Raw genomic sequence first — 16,928 nt, 5'->3', positions numbered from 1 at the left:
AGGGCACTCCCATCATGCGCACCCCCCGCTCCTCCCGTCCGGCCCGGCGCCGGGCCGCCGTCGGCTCCGCCGTCGCGGCCACCCTGCTGCTCAACGCCTGCGGAGCCGAGGTGAGGCCCGAGGCCGGGTCCACCGCGGAGACCGTCACCGTCAAGCGCTGCGGCGAACCCGTGGAATACACGGTGCCGCGGCGGGCCGTGGCCTACGAGGGCGGCAGCGCCGACAAGCTGTTCGCCCTCGGCCTGACCGACCACGTGCACGGCTACGTCATGCCGCCCGCCAACCCGCCGGTGAGCGAGTCGCCGTGGGCGTCGGAGTACGCCCGGGTGAAGATGCTCAGCGACGACCTCCTCAACAAGGAAGTGGTCGTCGAGGCCCGCGCCGACCTCGTGGTGGCCGGCTGGAACTCCGGCTTCAAGGACGAGCGGGGCATCACCCCCGAGATCCTCGACAAGCTGGGCATCCAGAGCTTCCTGCACACCGAGAGCTGCTTCAACTACCCGGGCCATCCCGAGCGGATGCGCCCCTTCGAAGCGCTCTACACCGACCTCGAACGGCTCGGCACCATCTTCCGCGTGGAGGACCGCGCCCGGCGGGTGGTGGCCGGGCTGCGCAAGCGGGTCGAGGCCGTCGCCGACGGGGCGCCCGCCAACGGCGCCCGGCTCCCCGTCTTCCTCTACGACTCGGGCACCGACCAGCCCTTCACCGCGGGCAACCAGGTGCCGCCGAACGAGATCATGCGCATCGCGGGCGCCCGCAACGTCTTCGACGGGCTCGACCAGCGCTGGACCCAGGTCACCTGGGAGGCCGTGGCCCGCTCCGAGCCGGAGGTCGTCATGATCCTCGACTACGGGGACAAGCCCGCCGAGAAGAAGATCGAGTTCCTGCGGACCTCCCCCCACACGCGGGACCTGCCCGCCGTCCGGAAGGGCAACTTCTTCGTCCTCGACTACAACGAGGGCATCAGCGGCCCGCGCACCGTCGACGGGCTGGAGAAGTTCGCGGCGTACCTGCGCACGCTCTCCGGCTGAGCCCCCCGGGGCCCGTCGCCCGCTTCCGGGCCCGCCGTGCGGAGCGTCACACCCGCCCGGCCGAGCGGGGACCGGGAACCGTCCGTACTCCCGGTGGGCGCGTGATCCGGATGCGAGGATGTGACCTCGATGAGGGCAGGGTGGGCAGCGCGCACGGTGCGGGCCGCGGTGTTCGCGGCCGTCTGTGTGCTGCTCGCCGCGCTCGGCCACACGCTGATGTCCGGCGCGGCGGTGCCCGGGTGGGCCCTGACCGCCGGCGCGGCGGTCAGTGGCGGCGCGGCCTGGTGGCTCGCCGGACGGGAGCGCGGGCCGGTGCTCGTGGGTGCCGTCACCGTCGTCGCGCAGGCGGCCCTGCACGCAGGGTTCTCGCTCGCCCAGGCGTTGACCGGCCCCCCACGGGCGGGCGGTGACACGCTGCTCGGGCGCTGGCTGGACCACCTGCTGTGCGCCGCGGCCGCCGGCCCGGCCGGCCACCACCTCCCGGCGCCCGGCCCCGCCGGGGCCTCGGCCCACGCCGGCCACGCAGCCCACGCCGGCCACCGCGGGCACGACCCGGGGGCGGAGCACCTGGACGCGCTCGCCTCCGTCCCCGGTCCGGTCCTGGACCACGGCGCGGCCGGGCTCTCCCCGTCCGGCATGCTCGCCGCCCACCTGCTGGCCGCACTGCTGTGCGGCCTGTGGCTGGCGCACGGTGAGCGCGCCGCCTTCCGCCTCGTGCGGGCCGTGGCCGGACTGCTGCTGACGCCCCTGCGCCCGCCGCCCCGGCTCCCCGCGCCGCCGGAGCGTCCGCGCGGGCCCCGGCGCACCACGGGCGCGGACCGCGTCCCGCGCCTGCTGCTCCTCACCCACGCGATCACCTCCCGGGGGCCGCCGGCCCGGCTCGCTGTCGCCTGACGACAGCCGGATCCCCGGGGCCGCGGCCCGCCGCCGCCGACGTGCGTCGGCCGCGCGGCCGGTGCCGCCCGAACCACCGGTCGCGCCCCGGGCACCGGCCGCGCACCACCGTGCCCGGCCGCCCCCTCACACCACCCCTCACCGGCCCCGACGTGCCGTGGACGGCCGCCCGGTGCCCGCGCACCGGCGTGCCCGCGGCCCGGGCGCCGCCGTGCCCGTGCGGCGTGCCCCCGCGCGCACGCACCCGTCACGCGACCGCCCGGCGGCCGGCCGAGGGCCCGGAACCCGGACCGCCCGGAAGGACACCCACGTGACCACCCCTGCCCTCGTGCCGCCACCGGCACGGCCCCACGACGAGACCACGACCGCCTGGGCACTGGCCGCCCGGAGCGGCGACCCCGACGCGGTGGACCACCTCGTACGGGCCCTGCACCGGGACGTCCGGTGCTTCCTGCTGTTCCTCGGCGCCGACCCGCAGAGCGTCGACGACCTGGCGCAGGACACCTTCCTGCGCGCCCTCGGCGGCCTGCACCGGTTCGAGGCCCGTTCCTCCGCCCGCACCTGGCTGCTGTCGATCGCCCGCCGCACGCTGGCCGACAGCATCCGGCACACCGCGTGCCGCCCCCGGTCCGCCGACACCGAGGACTGGGCCGCCGCCGTCGAGGGCGCCCAGCCGCGCGGCCTGCCCGGCTTCGACGAGGGAGTCGCCCTCGGCGGCCTGCTGGACGCGCTGCCCGCCGACCGGCGCCGGGCGTTCGTGCTGACCCAACTGCTCGGCCTGCCCTACGCGGAGGCCGCCGCCGTCACCGACTGCCCCGTCGGCACGGTGCGTTCCCGGGTCAGCCGCGCCCGCACCGCGCTGGCCCGGTGGCTGGACGAGGCGGAACGGCCCTGCGCCCTGGACGCGGAGGCGCCGTGATGTGACGGTTCTGCGACGACGGCGGTGACCCGTGCCCCGGGGAACGAGAGGCGGTTCCATGACCAGCAGACACAGCGCGACCGATGGCCCCGGCCCGGCCGGCGCGACCCCGGTGTCCCGGTGGCGGCCGGAGCCGGTGGTCCCCCGCCCGCTCGTCCCGCTGCACCTGCGGCTGACCGGGACCAACCGGCGGTACGTCACCGCCGAGGGCGCGCGGCGGCACCTGCGCGAGCGGACGCTGCGGCCCCGCCCGTACGGGCCGCCCCGGCGGCTGCGCGCGGACGTGACCGTGTCCGTGGAGCGGTGGCGGAGCTGGCCCGTCTACACCCTGGGACCCGCCGCGGGCGGCGCCCGGGGTGCCGTGGTGTACGTGCACGGCGGCGCCTGGGTGAACGAGATCGTCGCCCCGCACTGGCGCCTGGCGGCGCGGATCGCGGCCGAGGCGGGCACGCACGTCGTCGTACCGGTCCACCCCCTGCTCCCGTTCGCCACCGTCGCCGATGTCGTCCCGGCGATGGTCGGCCTGTTCCTCACCGTGCGGGAACGGCACGGCGCCACCGCGCTGGCGGGGGACTCGGCGGGCGGGCAGATCGCGCTGTCCACGGCGGTGCTGCTGCGCGAGACCCACCGGACGGTCGCGCGGCGCACCGTGCTCGTCTCACCCGCCCTGGACCTGTCGTTCACCCACCCGGGCATCGACGCCGTGCAGCCGTACGACCCCTGGCTGGCCCGGCCCGGCCTGCGGGTGTTCGCCGACCACTGGCGGGGCGGCCTGCCCACGTCCGACCCGATGGTCAGCCCCCTCGCGGCCGACCCGCGCGGTCTGGGCCCGGTGACGCTGTTCAGCGGCACGCACGACATCCTCCACCCCGACGCCCGGCTGTTCGCCGACCGGGCGCGGGCCGCGGGGGTGGACGTCGAACTCCACGAGGCGCGGGGGGCCGTGCACGTCTACCCGCTCACCCCCACCCGGGACGGCGCGCGGGCCCGGTCGGTCGTCGTGGACCGCCTGCGCGCCCCGTCCGGCGGCCGGGACCCGTCGGACTGACCGGCGGATGCCCGGCCGGTACGGGGTGGCGACCGCCTGGTCAGGGGGCGGTGGAGAGGGTGCCGCGCTGCCGCACGGAGAACCGCGGACGGTCCCTCGTTCGGCGACACGGTGGGGTTCGAGGACGCGGTGACCGGGTCCGAGGTGCCGAGCAGGGACATCGCCCGGTCGTGACGGGTCGTGCGGAGGTGACGACCGCCGTGCGGGGGAGGTGAGCGGCGCGACGGCGCCGACTGGGCCGACAGGTCGGCGTGTTCGGTGCCGCCGGGAGCCACCGGACCGCTGTGCTCCAGCACGCCACCGGACGGCGGGGCGGCGTCCGCGCGGCCGGCCAGGGGACCGGCCGGCGCCGCGCCGCCGGCCGTGACGGGCGGCGAACGTCCGCGCGCGGGGCCCCTGGGGCCGGAAGGACAGACCGGGCCCCGCGCCACCGGTGACGGGTGGCCGGGACTGCGGGGCCCGGTGACCCACCGGACGGCGCGCGGGAGAGCGCACGCCGTCCGGCGGGCGGTCAGGCGCCCTTCACCGCCGGGACCTCCGGTGCGGGCACCGGCACGGGGCCGTCGCCCGGCTGCGGATGGACGCAGTGCCAGCGGTGGCCGTCCGGGCCGTCCGTCGCGGCCGGGAACGACTGCGCGCACGCGTCGTCCGCTTTCCAGCAGCGGGTGCGGAACGGACAGCCCGAGGGCGGGTTGGTGGCCGACGGGACCGGGCCGTGCAGGACGATGCGGTCGGGCCGCTCCAGCAGGCTCGGCGTCGCCGACAGCAGGGCCTCGGTGTACGGGTGGCGGGAGGCGCCGGACACCTGCGCGGACCTCCCCTCCTCCACCACGCGGCCCAGGTACAGCACCGCGATGCGGTCGGCCAGGTAGCGCACCGTCTGCACGTCGTGCGAGATGAACACCATCGCCAGACCGAGCCGGGCGCGCAGGTCCACCAGCAGGTTGAGGATCTGCGCGCGCACCGACACGTCCAGCGCGCTGGTCGGCTCGTCGGCGACGATCAGCTCCGGCTCCAGGGCCAGCGCCCGGGCGATGGCCACCCGCTGGCGCTGACCGCCGGAGAGCTGACCGGGCAGCGCCTCCAGGGTGTGGCCGGGCAGGCCGACCAGGTCGAGCAGCTCCGTCACGCGCCGCTCGCGTTCCTCCCGGGTCCCGCGCCGGTGCACGTCCAGCGGGTCGCGCAGGATCCGCCGCACCGGCAGGCGCGGGTTGAGCGCGGTGGACGGGTCCTGGAAGACCACGCCCACGCTGGAACCGAACCGGTCGCGGCGTTCCGGGGCGGGCATCCGCCACAGGTCCTGGCCCTTGAAGTACACGTGGCCCTCGGTGGGCTTCTGCAGCCCGGTGACGACCCGGGCCAGCGTGGACTTGCCGCAGCCCGACTCGCCGACCAGCCCGAGGATCTCACCGCGCCGCACCTGGAGGGAGGCGTCGGTCAGCGCGTGCACGGCGTCCCGGCGCAGGATGCCGCCGCTGCGCGCCTTGTGCCGCACGTGGATGCCGTCGAGGCGGACGATCGGGTCGGTCGCGGTCTCCAGCGGTTCCATCGGGGTGTCCTCGGTGACGGTCATCGGGCACCTTCCAGCGACTTGGCCGGCGGGCGCACCGGCGCCGGGTGGTGGCAGGCGAACAGGTGGTCCTGCGCGCCGTCCCGGTCGGTGGCCGGCGGCGGGGTGGTGGCGCACAGCTCGGTGGCGGCGGGGCAGCGGGAGGCGAACCGGCAGCCGGCGCCGAACGCCTTGGGGGCCGGCACGACACCGCGGATCTGGTGCAGCCGCTCCGCGCCCGCCTCCAGCGAGACGACGGAGCCGAGCAGCCCCCGGCTGTAGTGGTGCGCCGGATCGGTGAGCAGGGCACGGGTGTGACCCGCCTCGGCGACCTGGCCGGCGTACATCACGGCGACCCGGTGGGCGAGGTCGCCGACCAGGGCCAGGTCGTGCGAGACCAGGACCATGGCGAAGCCGAGCTCGTCGCGCAGCTTCACCAGCAGCTCCACGACCTGGGCCTGCACCGTGACGTCGAGCGCCGTCGTCGGCTCGTCGGCGATGAGCAGCCGCGGGCTGCGGGAGAGCGCCATGGCGATGAGCACGCGCTGGCGCTGGCCGCCGGACAGCTCGTGCGGGTAGCTGCGCAGGGTCCGCTCGGGCGACAGCCCGACCAGTTCCAGCAGCTCGGACGGGGTCCGGGTGCCGCCGCGCGAGGTGAGCCGCTTCAGCTGGGTGCCGATGAGCACCGACGGGTTCAGCGAGGACATGGCGTCCTGGTAGACCATCGCGATCTCCGGGCCCATCAGCGCCCGGCGTTCCTTCGGCGACAGCGTCAGCAGGTCGCGGCCCCGGTAGAGGATCTCGCCCTCCGCCTCGGCGTTGCGGGCCAGCAGGCCCATGACCGCGAGGCTGGTGATGGACTTGCCGCAGCCGGACTCGCCCACCAGGCCGAGGGTCTCGCCCTCGCGCACGGTGAAGGAGATGCCGTCGACGACGCGGGTGTCGCCGTAGCGGTCGGGGAAGCGGATCGTCAGGTCGCGCACCACCAGCAGGTCGGCCGCGTCCTCGGCCAGCGGGGGCACCGAGGGTTCCATGGCCTCCAGGCGGGTGGCGAGGCGCTCCAGGGCGGCGTCCACGTCGGCGCGCTCGGCGGCCGGGGCGGCCTCGGTGACGGTCTTCTCGGCGGTGTCGCCGCCGTCGGCGCGGGCCTTGTCCGGGGAGGCGGCGGCGTCCGTCATGCCCTCGGAGAGGACGTTGAGCGCCAGCACCGTGATCAGCAGGCACAGGCCCGGGAAGAGGGTCGCCCACCAGCCGCCGGACAGCAGGATCTGCCGGCCGTACGCCAGCACGCTGCCCCAGCTGGGGTCGGGGTCCTGCACACCGGCGCCGATGAAGGACAGGCTCGCCTCGAAGATGATCGAGTCGGCGACCATGACGGTCGCGAACACCAGCACCGGGGCGGCGCAGTTGATGGCGACGTGCCGGGCCACGATGAAGTGGCGGCGGGCGCCGATGACCTGTTCCGCGGCGACGTAGTCCTCGCCGTACTGCTCCAGCACGTTGGCCCGGACCACGCGGGCCAGGGAGGGCGAGTAGACGAACGCGATGGTGAAGATGATCACCGGGACGCTCGGTCCGAACACCGCGACCAGCACGGCGGCCAGGGCGATGGGCGGGAACGACATGATGACGTCGAGCGTGCGCATCACCGACTCGTCGGCGAACTTGCGGGAGGTGGCGGCCAGCGAGCCCAGCACCGAGCCGATGACCAGCGCGAGGAGCGTCGCGCCGAGGCCGATGACGAGGGAGTAGCGCGCACCGTGCACCACCCGGGCGAACACGTCGCGGCCGGCCCGGTCGGTGCCGAACCAGTGGTCGCCGTCCGGCCCCTGGGCGGGGGTTCCGGTGGCGAGCGGGTCCTGGGTGAGCAGCGGCGCGAAGACCGCGGCCAGCACGACGACGAGAAGGACCCCGAGAGCGATGCGGGAGGGGACGGGCAGTCGGCGCAGGCGGGTGCCGGGCCTGAGCCGCTCGGCGAGGGAGCGTGGGGCGAACATCACACCGTCCTGATGCGCGGGTTGACGAGCAGGTAGAGCAGATCGACGACGACGTTGACCACCAGGAAGGCCACGGCGATGGTGAGCACGGTGCCCTGCACCAGCCCGACGTCACCCCCGGTGACCCCCTCCAGGATCAGCTTCCCCATGCCGGGCAGGTCGAAGATCGCCTCGATGACGACGGCGCCGCTGAGCATGTAGCCCACCTTGACGCCGAGCACCGTCAGCGGGGTGACCAGGGCGTTGCGCAGCACCGACCGGATGATCAGGAACGGGGGCAGGCCGCTGCCCCGCGCGGTGCGCACGTAGTCGCGGTCGAGTTCGGTGACCATGGCGGTGCGGATCAGCCGGGCCAGCGAGGAGGCGACCGGCAGGGCCAGGGCCACCGCGGGCAGTGTCATGCTCTGCAGCCAGCCGCCGAAGGAGTCGGCCGGGTTGACGTAGCCGCCCGTCGGGAACACCGGCATGTTCAGCGCGAACTGCTGGATCAGCAGCACGCCGAGCCAGAACGAGGGCAGGGCGATGCCGGCCATGGACAGCACGCGGAAGACCTGGTCGGGCCAGCGGTCCCGGTACATGGCGCTGAGGACGCCGAAGACCAGGGCCAGCACCACGGCCAGCGACAGACCCAGCAGCGTCAGCTGGAGGGTGAGCGGGAAGGCGGTGGCGATCCGGTCGGCGACGGGCTGGCTGGGGGGCACGGTGACCCCGAGGTCGCCCTGGACCAGATCGGTGAGGAAGGCAAAGTAGCGGACCGGCAGCGGGTCGTCGAGACCCTGCGCCTCGGCGAACGCGGCACGCGCCTCGGGGCTCGCGCTGTCCCCGAGCGCGTTGTACGCGGGGTCGACCGGTGAGAACTGCAGCACCACGAAGACCAGCAGCGCGATGCCGAGCACCATCACCGGCATCATCGCGACGCGGCGCAGCGCGAGCCGGAGGAATGCAACCATCGTGAGGTTCCTAGGGGTTGGGGGGCCGGGCCGCCGCCGTCCCGGTGGGGGCGGCGGCCCGGCGGCAGTGCGCGGGCGGGGCTCAGGCGCGGCCGACGTCGACGAAGGACAGGCCGGTGGTGGGCAGCGGCTTGAAGCCCGGCAGCGTCCCGTCCTTCCACGCGGTGGGCAGCTTGCGGTGCAGCACCGGGTAGAGGGCCGCCTCGTCGGCGACCAGATCGGTGACCTCGGCCCACAGCTCCTTGCGCTTGGCCTCCTCGGGCTCCGAAGCGGCCTTGTCCAGCAGCGACTTGACCTTCTTGTAGGCGGCGGAGCCCGTCCAGCCGTACCGGTTCTCCGGCCAGAAGCCGTAGTAGAACCAGCGCAGCAGCAGGTCGGCGTCGTTGCCGAAGACCGACGGGTCGCCGGGCGCGGCCAGCGCCTCGAAGTCGCCCTTGTCGACCTTGGCGTACTGGGCGGGGGACTGGGCGATGTCCAGCTTGGCGTCGATGCCGACGGCGGCCCAGCTCTCCTTGATCAGGGGCGCGATGTCCTTGACCCAGCCGGTGTCGGTGAGCAGCAGCGTGAAGGAGAGCTTGCCGACGCCCGCCTCCTTCAGGAGCTTCTTGGCCTTCGCCGGGTCGTGGCCGTAGACGGTGGCGGCCTTGTGGTAGTCGGGGTGGGTGGCGGGCACGTACCCGCTGGCGGCCTCGGCGTTGCCCAGCAGCGCGGTGGAGATGATCTTCTCGGTGTCCAGGGCGTAGTGCAGCGCCTGGCGCACCCGCTTGTCGGTGAAGCGCTTGTCCTTGGTGTTGAACATCAGGAACAGCAGGCCGAAGGACTGGACGGACTCGACCTTGTCCTTGCCGGAGAAGCCCTTGACGTCGATGTAGGGCACGTCCTCGATGGCTTGGACGCGACCGGACCTCAGGGCGCTGACCCGGGCCGACGGGTCGGACATCAGGTACCAGACCATCTTCTTGGCCTTGGCCGGATGCGGCCCGTTGTACTTGTCGTACTTCTCCATGACGATCTTGTCCTCGCGGACCGCCGACACGAAGCGGTACGGGCCCGAGCCGACCGGCTTGGCGTCGAACGCCTTGGGGTCGGCGCCGGCGATCTTCTTCGGCACGATCCGCACCACGGCGATGCGCGAGGGGAACAGCGCGAAGGGGTGCTTCAGCTTGAACTCGACCGTCTGCTCGTCGAGCGCCTTCACCTGGTCGATGAAGGGCACGAACTGGGCCATCAGCGAGGCGTTCTTCGGGTCGAGCACCCGCTCGAAGCTGAAGACCACGTCCTCGGAGGTGACCGGCGAGCCGTCGTGGAACGTGGCACCCTTGCGCAGGGTGGCCCGGTAGGTGGTCGCGTTGATCTTCTGGGGCATCGCGGTGGCCAGCGTCGGCCGGGCGACGAGCGTCGCCGGGTCGAGGTCGACCAGGCCCTCGAAGATGTGCATGTTGGCGGCGTACGGCGTCGCCCCCGAGGTGATCATGGGGTCGAAGCCGGTGGACAGGGGGTAGGACAGGCCGGCCTCGATGGTGCCGGTGCCGCTGCCGGAGCCGGAACCCTCCGCGTCGTCCCCGGTGCTGCCCGGGCCGCCGCAGGCGGACAGGCTCGCGGTGATCGCGGTCGCCACACCGATGGCGCCGGTGTATCTCATGAAGGTGCGGCGGTCGACGCCGGCTGCGCTGCGCGGGGACAAGGAATCCTCCTGGCGGGGAGTCATGACGGGCGAGGATGAGATGCGGAATGGCTGATTCTGTAGGACGGGGTGGCGTGAACGTATCCCGACCGGACGCATCAGACGTCTGATGTCTGATGCTTGATAGCGTGGGAACGTAGCCGGGCAACGGGAGAGGGGTCAAGAGGTGGCGGTGGGACAAAGGGCGATTCGGGGTGCCGTTTCGGAGTCCAGGGCGGGGCGACAACCCCTGCGCCAGGAGGTCGTCGACGGGATCAAGTCGTACATTCTGCGCAACGAGCTGCGTCCGGGGGACCCGTTGCCGACCGAGCCCGCCCTGTGCGAGGCCCTGGGCGCGAGCCGCTCCAGCGTGCGGGAGGCGATCAGGATCCTGACCGCGCTCGACATCGTCGAGGTGCGGCACGGCCACGGCACCTACGTCGGCCGGCTCAGTCTGTCCGCCCTGGTCGAGAGCCTGACCTTCCGCGGCCTGCTCAGCCCGGACGACGACTTCCAGGTGCTCGGCGACCTCATCGAGGTGCGCGAGCTGTTCGAGCGCGGCATGGCCGAGCGCCTCGTGGAGTCCCTCAGCGACGAGCAGATCGACCGGCTGGAGGTGCTCGTCGGTGAGATGCGCAAGGCGGGGGCGGGGGAGGGGCACGGCTTCGTGGAGGCCGACCGCGCCTTCCACACCCTGCTCGTGGCCCCTCTCGGCAACGACCTGATCGGCCAGCTCTCCGCGGCGTTCTGGGACGTGTACGTCATTGTCGCGCCGCACCTCGACGTGTTCACGCCCGAGCACGAATCGGCCACCATCGCCAACCACCAGCGCATCGTGAACGCCGTGCGGGACCGCGACCCGGTGGAGTTCGCGGCGGCCCTGGCCGAGCACTACGCACCGGTCCGCAAGCGCATCGCGGAGGCCCGCGCCCGGCGCTGACCTGCATCTCCACGGCGGAGGCGGCCCCGGACGGGGGCCGCCTCCGCCGTGGTGCGTGCGGGGCGTCAACGGGTGTCCGGGAGTGGCCCGGTCGGGCGTCCGGCACCCCGGCGGCCCGCAGGGGGCGGTGAGCCGGGGCACTTGACGGCCGTCGTCCGGATCTTTAATGTCCCCAGGACACCAGACATCAGACGTCTGCTGTTGGTCGGGGCGGCGTCACGTCCCCCCGCACCCCCCTCGTCCCACCTCACCCCTCGCCTTTCGTCCCCCTTCCTCGCGCTGCGCCGCGCGCACGCCTCACCCACCGGGGCCCTCTCCATGCCACTGACGGACCTCACCCTCGCCGAGTGCCTCGCGCTCCGGCCCGACCTCGACGAACCCGCCGACCTCGACGCGTTCTGGCAGCGGACCCTGCACGCGGCCCGCGCGGCGGGCGGGACCCCCCGCTACACGCCCGTGGACACCGGCCTCACCCAGGTCACCACCTACGACGTGACGGTGCCCGGCTTCGCGGGCGAGCCCGTCCGGGGCTGGCTGCACCTGCCCGCCGGGGCGCGGGAACCGCTCGGCTGCGTCGTGGAGTTCCTCGGCTACGGACGCGGCCGCGGCCTGCCGCACGAGCAGGTCCTGTGGGCCACCGCCGGCCACGCGCACTTCATCATGGACACCCGCGGCCAGGGCTGGTCCACCGCCGGCGGCGAGACCCCCGACACCGTCACCCTCAACGGCGACGTGCCCGGCTTCCTCACCCGGGGCGTCAACAGCCCGGACGACCACTACTACCGGCGCGTCCACACCGACGCCGTCCGCTTCGTCGAGGCCGCCCTCGCCCACCCGGCGGTCGACCCCGACCGGGTCGTGGTGACCGGGCACAGCCAGGGCGGCGGCATCTCGCTCGCCGTCGCCGGACTGGTGCCGGGCCTGGCGGGCGTCATGACCGACACCCCGTTCCTGTGCGACATCCGCCGCGGCGCCCTGGTGGCCGGCGCACCGCCCTACACCGAGATCGCGGAGTACCTGAGCCTGTACCGCGACCGCGCCGAGACCGTCTTCACCACCCTGTCCTACGTCGACGCCGCCGTGCTGGCCTCCCGCGCCACGGCACCGGCGCTGTTCTCCATCGCCATGATGGACGCCGTCTGCCCGCCCTCCACGTGCTTCGCCGCCTACCACCGCTACGGCGGTGCCAAGGACCTGCGCGTGTACGAGTTCAACGGCCACGAGGGCGGCGGCGGCCACCACCGGCGCGAACAGCTCACCTGGCTCAAGGAGCTGTTCACCACCCCCCAGCCGGAGGCCGACCCCGGTCCCTCCACCCTGCACGACCCGCAGTTCGCCTGATCCCCACCTGAGAAGAGGCCCGATCATGCAGCGCAGAGTCACCACGGCCGTCGTCACCGCCGGAGCCACGCTGGCCCTCCTGGCCGTCGGCACCCCCGCCCACACCGCCGACCAGCAGGCCGCCGCCGCCCCCGCCTTCGGCACGCTCACCTCGCAGGACATCGCCACCGCCGGCACCGGCTCCCCGTACTACCGCATCCCCGCCCTCACCCGGACCACCAAGGGCACGCTCATCGCGGCCTACGACGCCCGCCCCACCCTCGGCGACCTGCCCAGCAACATCGGCGTGGTGATCCGGCGCAGCACCGACGGCGGCACCACCTGGCAGACCCAGCAGGTGGTGCGCAAGGAGGCCGCCCCCAAGGGCAACGGCGACCCCAGCCTCCTCGTCGACCGGGAGACCGGGCGCATCTTCGCCTTCTACTCCTCCACCGTGAACCAGGGCTACTTCGGCTCGGCCACCGGCAACGACGAGAACGACCCCGACATCCAGCAGGCCGACTACAGCTACTCCGACGACGACGGCCTGACCTGGAAGCACGAGCGGATCACCGCCGAGATCAAGAACCCGGCCTGGGGCGGCATGTTCGCGGCCTCCGGAGAGGGCATCCAGCTGCGCCACGGCCGGTACGCGGGCCGCCTCATCCAGCAGTACGCCGTCCGGCACAACGGCGGCAACTACGCCCTGAGCGTCTACAGCGACGACCACGGCGCCACCTGGAAGGCGGGCAGCCTCGTCGGTCCCGGCGCCGACGAGAACAAGACCGTCGAGCTCTCCGACGGCCGCGTCATGCTCAACAGCCGCTCCGCGCCCTACCGCAAGGTGGCCTACTCCAGCGACGGCGGCGTCACCTACACCCCCTTCCAGCAGGACACCGAACTGCCCGACCCCGCCAACAACGGCTCCATCGCCCGCTTCGCCCCCGACGTGCCCGCCTCCCACCCCCGCTCGTCCTGGCTGATGTTCAGCAACACGGCCACCACCAGCGGCCGCAGCAACCTCACCGTCCGCCTCTCCTGCGACGACGGACAGACCTGGCCGGTGCGCAAGACCGTCGAACCCGGCTCGGCCGCCTATTCCACGCTCACCCCGCTCGGCGACGGCACCGGCTCCAACCCGCGGGTCGGCCTGCTCTGGGAGCGCGCCAATTACCGGCACATCACCTACTCGTCCTTCGACCTCCACTGGCTCGGCGGAGTCTGCGCCCCGGTCACCGTCACCCCGCCCGCCTCCCTGCCCGCCGGGAGGACCACCACCGTCACCGTGCGCGTCGTCAGCCAGAACGACGTCACCCTGCCCGGCGGCACCGTCGCCCTCGACCTGCCCGCCGGCTGGAGCGCCCCCGAGGTCGCCGTGCCCGCACTCAACCCCGGCCAGGGCGCCAACATGAGCATCCCCGTCACCGTGCCCGCCGGCACGGCGGCGGGCAGTGTGAAGGCCACGGCCGAGTACACGGTCCGCGGCCGGCAGCACTCCTACGGCGACACGACGTTCACCGTCACCGCGCCGTAGTCCCGGCGGGGCCGCCGCGCGCCGGTCCGGCCGGTGCGCGGCGGCCCGTTCCCCCGATCCACCACTCGCAAGCCCCAGGAGAACTCCCATGTCCCCGTCCCAGCCGCTGCGCGGCGTCGTCCCGCCCGTCTGCACGCCCCTGGACGCGTCGGGCGAGGTCGACACCGTCTCGCTCACCCGGCACGTCGAGCACCTCGTGGGCGGAGGCGTGCACGGGCTGTTCGCCCTGGGGTCCAGCAGCGAGGTCGCCTTCCTCACCGACCGGCAGCGCGACGTGACCCTGCGGACCGTCGTGGAGGCCGTCGCCGGCCGCGTCCCCGTCCTCGCCGGCGTCATCGACATGACCACGCCCCGCGTGCTGGCCCACGCGGAGGCCGCCCGCGCCGCCGGCGCCGACGCGCTCGTCGCGACCGCGCCCTTCTACGCCCGCACCCACCCCATCGAGATCGCCGCCCACTTCCGCACCCTGCGTGCCCGCGTCGACCTGCCCCTGTACGCGTACGACCTCCCGGTCTCCGTGCACAGCAAGCTCTCCGTCGCCCTGGTCCGCGAACTCGCCGAGGACGGCACGCTGGCCGGCCTGAAGGACAGCAGCGGCGACGAGGGCGGACTGCGCCGGCTGATCGTCGCCCTCGGCGGGCGCCACGGCCGCGCCACCGGCCCCGCACCCGGCTTCAGCATCCTCACCGGTTCCGAACTCACCGTCGACGCCGCCCTGCTGGCCGGCGCCGACGGCGTCGTCCCCGGCCTGGGCAACGTCGACCCCGCCGGGTACGTGCGCCTCTACGACGCCGTGCGCGCCGGGGACCTCGGCAGTGCCGTCGAGGAGCAGGAGCGGCTCGTGGAGCTGTTCGGCATGGTCGACGCGGGGCCGGAGAGCGAGATGGGCCGCAACTCCTCCGCCATCGGCGCCTTCAAGCACGCCCTGCGCCTGCTCGGCGTGTTCGCCGACGGCACCACCGCCGCCCCCCAGATCCAGCTGGGCGAGGCGTCGGTCGCCCTCGTCGAGGAGCGTCTGCGCGACGCCGGCCTGCTCCCCGTCCGATGACCGTGCGGCACGGCGCGCCCTCGGTCATCGGCCTCGACCTGGGCGGCACGAAGATCGCCGCCGCGCTCGTCGCGGACGACGGCACGATCCTGGCCCGGCACTCCCTGCCCACCCCCGCGACGTCCGGGGCGGAGGCGGTGCTCGACGCGCTGGCCCAGGAGGTCCGCGCGGTGTGGGCCCCGGGAGCCACCGCGATCGGCGTCGCCGCCGCGGGCGTCGTCGACCCGGTCACCGGCACCGTCACCAGCGCCACCGACACCATCCGGGGCTGGACCGGCACCGCCCTCGCGGACGGCCTCGCCGCCCGCACCGGACTCCCGGTGGCCTGCGACAACGACGTCCGCGCGGCGGCCGCGACGGAACTCGCCCCGCTCCCCGGCGGGCGTCCCGACGGCGACGGCCCGGGAAGCACGATGATCTACGCGGCCGTCGGTACCGGCGTGGGCGGCGCCGTCGCCGTCGACGGGCGGATGCTGAGCGGTGCGGCGGGCGTCGCCGGGCACCTCGGGCACCTGCCGAGCCCCGAGGCCGACGGACTGCCCTGCACCTGCGGCGCCACCGGCCACCTGGAGGCGATCGGCGCGGGGCCCGCCATCACCGCCCAGTACACCAGGACCAGCGGCCTGGCCGCCGAGCGTCTGGAGCGGGTGGCCGCCCGTGCGGCCGACGGCGATCCGCACGCCACCGCGGCCGTCGTGCTCGGCGCCCGCGCCGTCGGCCGTGCGCTGGGCGGTCTGGCCAACGCCCTCGGCGCCGACCGGGTCGTCGTCGGCGGGGGCGTCCCCCGGATCGGCGCCCTGTACCTCGACGCCCTGAACGCCGCCTTCGCCGCCGAACTCATGCCCCCCTTGCGGCACCTGCGTCCCGTGCCGCCCCGCGGCGGACCCGACGCCGCGGTGCTCGGCGCCGCCGCGCTGACCCGCACCCTGCCCCTCCACCACCCCCGCACCATCGGAGCGCCACGATGACCCCGACCCTGGCCGACACCCTCCGGGGCCGCCTGATCGTCTCCTGCCAGGCCCCGCCCGGTGACCCGATGCGGCACACCGACACCCTGGTCCGCATGGCCCTCGCGGCCCGGGCCGGCGGTGCCGCGGCCGTCCGCGTCAACGACCCGGAGGTCGTCGCGGCCACCGTCGCGGCCGTCGACCTGCCGGTGATCGGGCTGTGGAAGGACGGGGACAGCGGCGTCTTCATCACCCCGACGGTGCGGCACGCCCTCGCCCTGGTGGACGCGGGCGCCGCCGTCGTCGCCGCCGACGCCACCGACCGCCCGCGCCCGGACGGCGGTTCCTTCGCCGCCCTGGTGGAAGCCGTGCACGCGGCGGGCGCGCTGGTGATGGCCGACGTCTCGACCTACGAGGAGGGCCGCAGGGCGGCCGAGGAGGGCGCCGACTTCGTCGCCTCCACGCTGTCCGGGTACGTGCCGGGCTCCCCGCAGCAGGACGGCCCGGACCTGCGGCTGGTGGCGGACCTGGCGGTCGGCGCGGGCGCCCCGGTGATCGCCGAGGGCCGGATCGCCACCCCGGAGCAGGCCGCCGGCGCGCTCGCGGCGGGCGCGCTGAGCGTGGTCGTCGGCACGGCCATCACGGCGCCGACCGCGCTGACCCGCCACTTCGTGGCCGGGTTGTCGGACGCCGGGCTGCCGCGTTGACGGGCTGCCGGGCTGACGGGCTGACGAGTTGACCGGCCGACTGGTCGAGCGGCCGGCCGGCTGAGCGGCTGACGTCCGGCCGATGGTCGGGCGAGCGCCGGGCGGGCGGCCGGCGGGCGGTGCCCCAGGGACGTCGGCCCCGTCCCGGTGACCCCAGGACTCCGGAGGGCGGCGTGGATCCACGGTGAGCGTGGACCCACGCCGCCCTCGCGCGCGTCCGCGTCCCCGCGGGCGGAAGGGGCGGCCGTCGCCTCGGCCGACCGGCCGCGGGCCGGCGAGCCTCGTCCGACGGAGCCGGCTCGGGCCCGACGGAGCCCGACGGAGCCGGATCGGGCCCGACGGAGCCCGATGGAGCCGGATCGCGCCCGACGGAGCCGACGG

14 protein-coding genes are annotated in these 16,928 nt (G+C 74.6%); 10 read left to right on the top strand and 4 right to left on the bottom strand.

Annotation, left to right across the window (positions count from 1 at the left end; translation table 11 throughout):
- The first annotated feature begins 14 nt into the window (after positions 1-14).
- The 4 genes from ACSU53_RS06675 to ACSU53_RS06660 all read left to right on the top strand — a co-directional run bounded on the left by ACSU53_RS06675 (position 15) and on the right by ACSU53_RS06660 (position 3,892).
- Positions 15-1,031: an ABC transporter substrate-binding protein gene (locus ACSU53_RS06675; protein WP_437025526.1), complete on the top strand. Its 1,017-nt coding sequence runs from the start codon at positions 15-17 to the stop codon at positions 1,029-1,031.
- Positions 1,032-1,160: 129 nt separating this feature from the next.
- Entirely contained in the window at positions 1,161-1,925 is a 765-nt protein-coding gene (locus ACSU53_RS06670; RefSeq protein ID WP_437025524.1) for a hypothetical protein, read from the top strand.
- A gap of 310 nt (positions 1,926-2,235) precedes the next feature.
- Positions 2,236-2,844: a sigma-70 family RNA polymerase sigma factor gene (locus ACSU53_RS06665; RefSeq protein WP_437025523.1), complete on the top strand. Its 609-nt coding sequence runs from the start codon at positions 2,236-2,238 to the stop codon at positions 2,842-2,844.
- 58 nt (positions 2,845-2,902) lie between these two features.
- On the top strand, positions 2,903-3,892 hold the full coding sequence (locus tag ACSU53_RS06660) for an alpha/beta hydrolase fold domain-containing protein (RefSeq protein WP_437025521.1): 990 nt from the start codon (positions 2,903-2,905) through the stop codon (positions 3,890-3,892).
- Positions 3,893-4,403: 511 nt separating this feature from the next.
- On the opposite strand, the gene ACSU53_RS06655 is transcribed toward ACSU53_RS06660, so the two are convergent.
- From ACSU53_RS06655 to ACSU53_RS06640, 4 genes are all read right to left on the bottom strand, one after another.
- Positions 4,404-5,411 (bottom strand): oligopeptide/dipeptide ABC transporter ATP-binding protein, encoded by a 1,008-nt coding sequence (locus ACSU53_RS06655; RefSeq protein ID WP_437033060.1) that lies wholly within the window; start codon positions 5,409-5,411, stop codon positions 4,404-4,406.
- A 50-nt stretch (positions 5,412-5,461) separates the two neighbouring features.
- Entirely contained in the window at positions 5,462-7,438 is a 1,977-nt protein-coding gene (locus ACSU53_RS06650) for a dipeptide/oligopeptide/nickel ABC transporter permease/ATP-binding protein (RefSeq protein WP_437025519.1), read from the bottom strand.
- Positions 7,438-8,388, bottom strand: a complete 951-nt coding sequence (locus tag ACSU53_RS06645) for an ABC transporter permease (RefSeq protein WP_437025517.1) — start codon at positions 8,386-8,388, stop codon at positions 7,438-7,440. Before ACSU53_RS06645 ends, ACSU53_RS06650 begins: the two co-directional genes overlap by 1 nt.
- An 82-nt stretch (positions 8,389-8,470) precedes the next feature.
- Positions 8,471-10,096 carry an ABC transporter substrate-binding protein gene (locus ACSU53_RS06640; RefSeq protein WP_437025515.1) on the bottom strand — a complete coding sequence of 542 codons (1,626 nt, stop codon included), beginning with the start codon at positions 10,094-10,096 and terminating at the stop codon, positions 8,471-8,473.
- A gap of 142 nt (positions 10,097-10,238) precedes the next feature.
- On the opposite strand from ACSU53_RS06640, the gene ACSU53_RS06635 reads away from it, so the two are divergent.
- From ACSU53_RS06635 to ACSU53_RS06610, 6 genes are all read left to right on the top strand, one after another.
- Positions 10,239-10,991 carry a FadR/GntR family transcriptional regulator gene (locus ACSU53_RS06635; RefSeq protein ID WP_437025513.1) on the top strand — a complete coding sequence of 251 codons (753 nt, stop codon included), beginning with the start codon at positions 10,239-10,241 and terminating at the stop codon, positions 10,989-10,991.
- 318 nt (positions 10,992-11,309) lie between these two features.
- Positions 11,310-12,332, top strand: coding sequence for an acetylxylan esterase (locus ACSU53_RS06630; protein ID WP_437025511.1), 1,023 nt, complete (start codon positions 11,310-11,312; stop codon positions 12,330-12,332).
- A 25-nt stretch (positions 12,333-12,357) separates the two neighbouring features.
- The gene (locus ACSU53_RS06625) at positions 12,358-13,845 is read left to right on the top strand and encodes an exo-alpha-sialidase (RefSeq protein ID WP_437025510.1); all 1,488 of its coding nucleotides are present in this window, start codon (positions 12,358-12,360) and stop codon (positions 13,843-13,845) included.
- Between the two features lie 88 nt (positions 13,846-13,933).
- Positions 13,934-14,893: a dihydrodipicolinate synthase family protein gene (locus ACSU53_RS06620; protein WP_437025508.1), complete on the top strand. Its 960-nt coding sequence runs from the start codon at positions 13,934-13,936 to the stop codon at positions 14,891-14,893.
- Complete coding sequence (locus tag ACSU53_RS06615; protein WP_437025506.1) at positions 14,890-15,861, top strand: ROK family protein; 972 nt, start codon at positions 14,890-14,892, stop codon at positions 15,859-15,861. The genes ACSU53_RS06620 and ACSU53_RS06615 overlap by 4 nt, the downstream gene beginning before the upstream one ends.
- A complete protein-coding gene (locus ACSU53_RS06610) occupies positions 15,858-16,547 on the top strand; it encodes an N-acetylmannosamine-6-phosphate 2-epimerase (protein ID WP_437025504.1) in 690 nt (229 codons plus the stop codon). Before ACSU53_RS06615 ends, ACSU53_RS06610 begins: the two co-directional genes overlap by 4 nt.
- Positions 16,548-16,928: the final 381 nt, after the last annotated feature.

Source organism: Streptomyces sp. enrichment culture, from assembly GCF_964273255.1.
In the GTDB taxonomy this organism is placed as follows: domain Bacteria; phylum Actinomycetota; class Actinomycetes; order Streptomycetales; family Streptomycetaceae; genus Streptomyces.
Note: the sequence above shows the minus strand (reverse complement) of the source record. Positions and strands in the feature narration are given on the sequence as shown.

Excerpts from the sequence above, each read along its gene's own strand:
- ACSU53_RS06675 (WP_437025526.1), top strand. The coding sequence starts at position 15 with ATGCGCACCCCCCGCTCCTCCCGTCCGGCCCGGCGCCGGGCCGCCGTC.
- ACSU53_RS06670 (WP_437025524.1), top strand. The coding sequence starts at position 1,161 with ATGAGGGCAGGGTGGGCAGCGCGCACGGTGCGGGCCGCGGTGTTCGCG.
- ACSU53_RS06660 (WP_437025521.1), top strand. The coding sequence starts at position 2,903 with ATGACCAGCAGACACAGCGCGACCGATGGCCCCGGCCCGGCCGGCGCG.
- ACSU53_RS06650 (WP_437025519.1), bottom strand. The coding sequence starts at position 7,438 with ATGTTCGCCCCACGCTCCCTCGCCGAGCGGCTCAGGCCCGGCACCCGC.
- ACSU53_RS06645 (WP_437025517.1), bottom strand. The coding sequence starts at position 8,388 with ATGGTTGCATTCCTCCGGCTCGCGCTGCGCCGCGTCGCGATGATGCCG.
- ACSU53_RS06640 (WP_437025515.1), bottom strand. The coding sequence starts at position 10,096 with ATGACTCCCCGCCAGGAGGATTCCTTGTCCCCGCGCAGCGCAGCCGGC.
- ACSU53_RS06630 (WP_437025511.1), top strand. The coding sequence starts at position 11,310 with ATGCCACTGACGGACCTCACCCTCGCCGAGTGCCTCGCGCTCCGGCCC.
- ACSU53_RS06625 (WP_437025510.1), top strand. The coding sequence starts at position 12,358 with ATGCAGCGCAGAGTCACCACGGCCGTCGTCACCGCCGGAGCCACGCTG.
- ACSU53_RS06620 (WP_437025508.1), top strand. The coding sequence starts at position 13,934 with ATGTCCCCGTCCCAGCCGCTGCGCGGCGTCGTCCCGCCCGTCTGCACG.
- ACSU53_RS06615 (WP_437025506.1), top strand. The coding sequence starts at position 14,890 with ATGACCGTGCGGCACGGCGCGCCCTCGGTCATCGGCCTCGACCTGGGC.
- ACSU53_RS06610 (WP_437025504.1), top strand. The coding sequence starts at position 15,858 with ATGACCCCGACCCTGGCCGACACCCTCCGGGGCCGCCTGATCGTCTCC.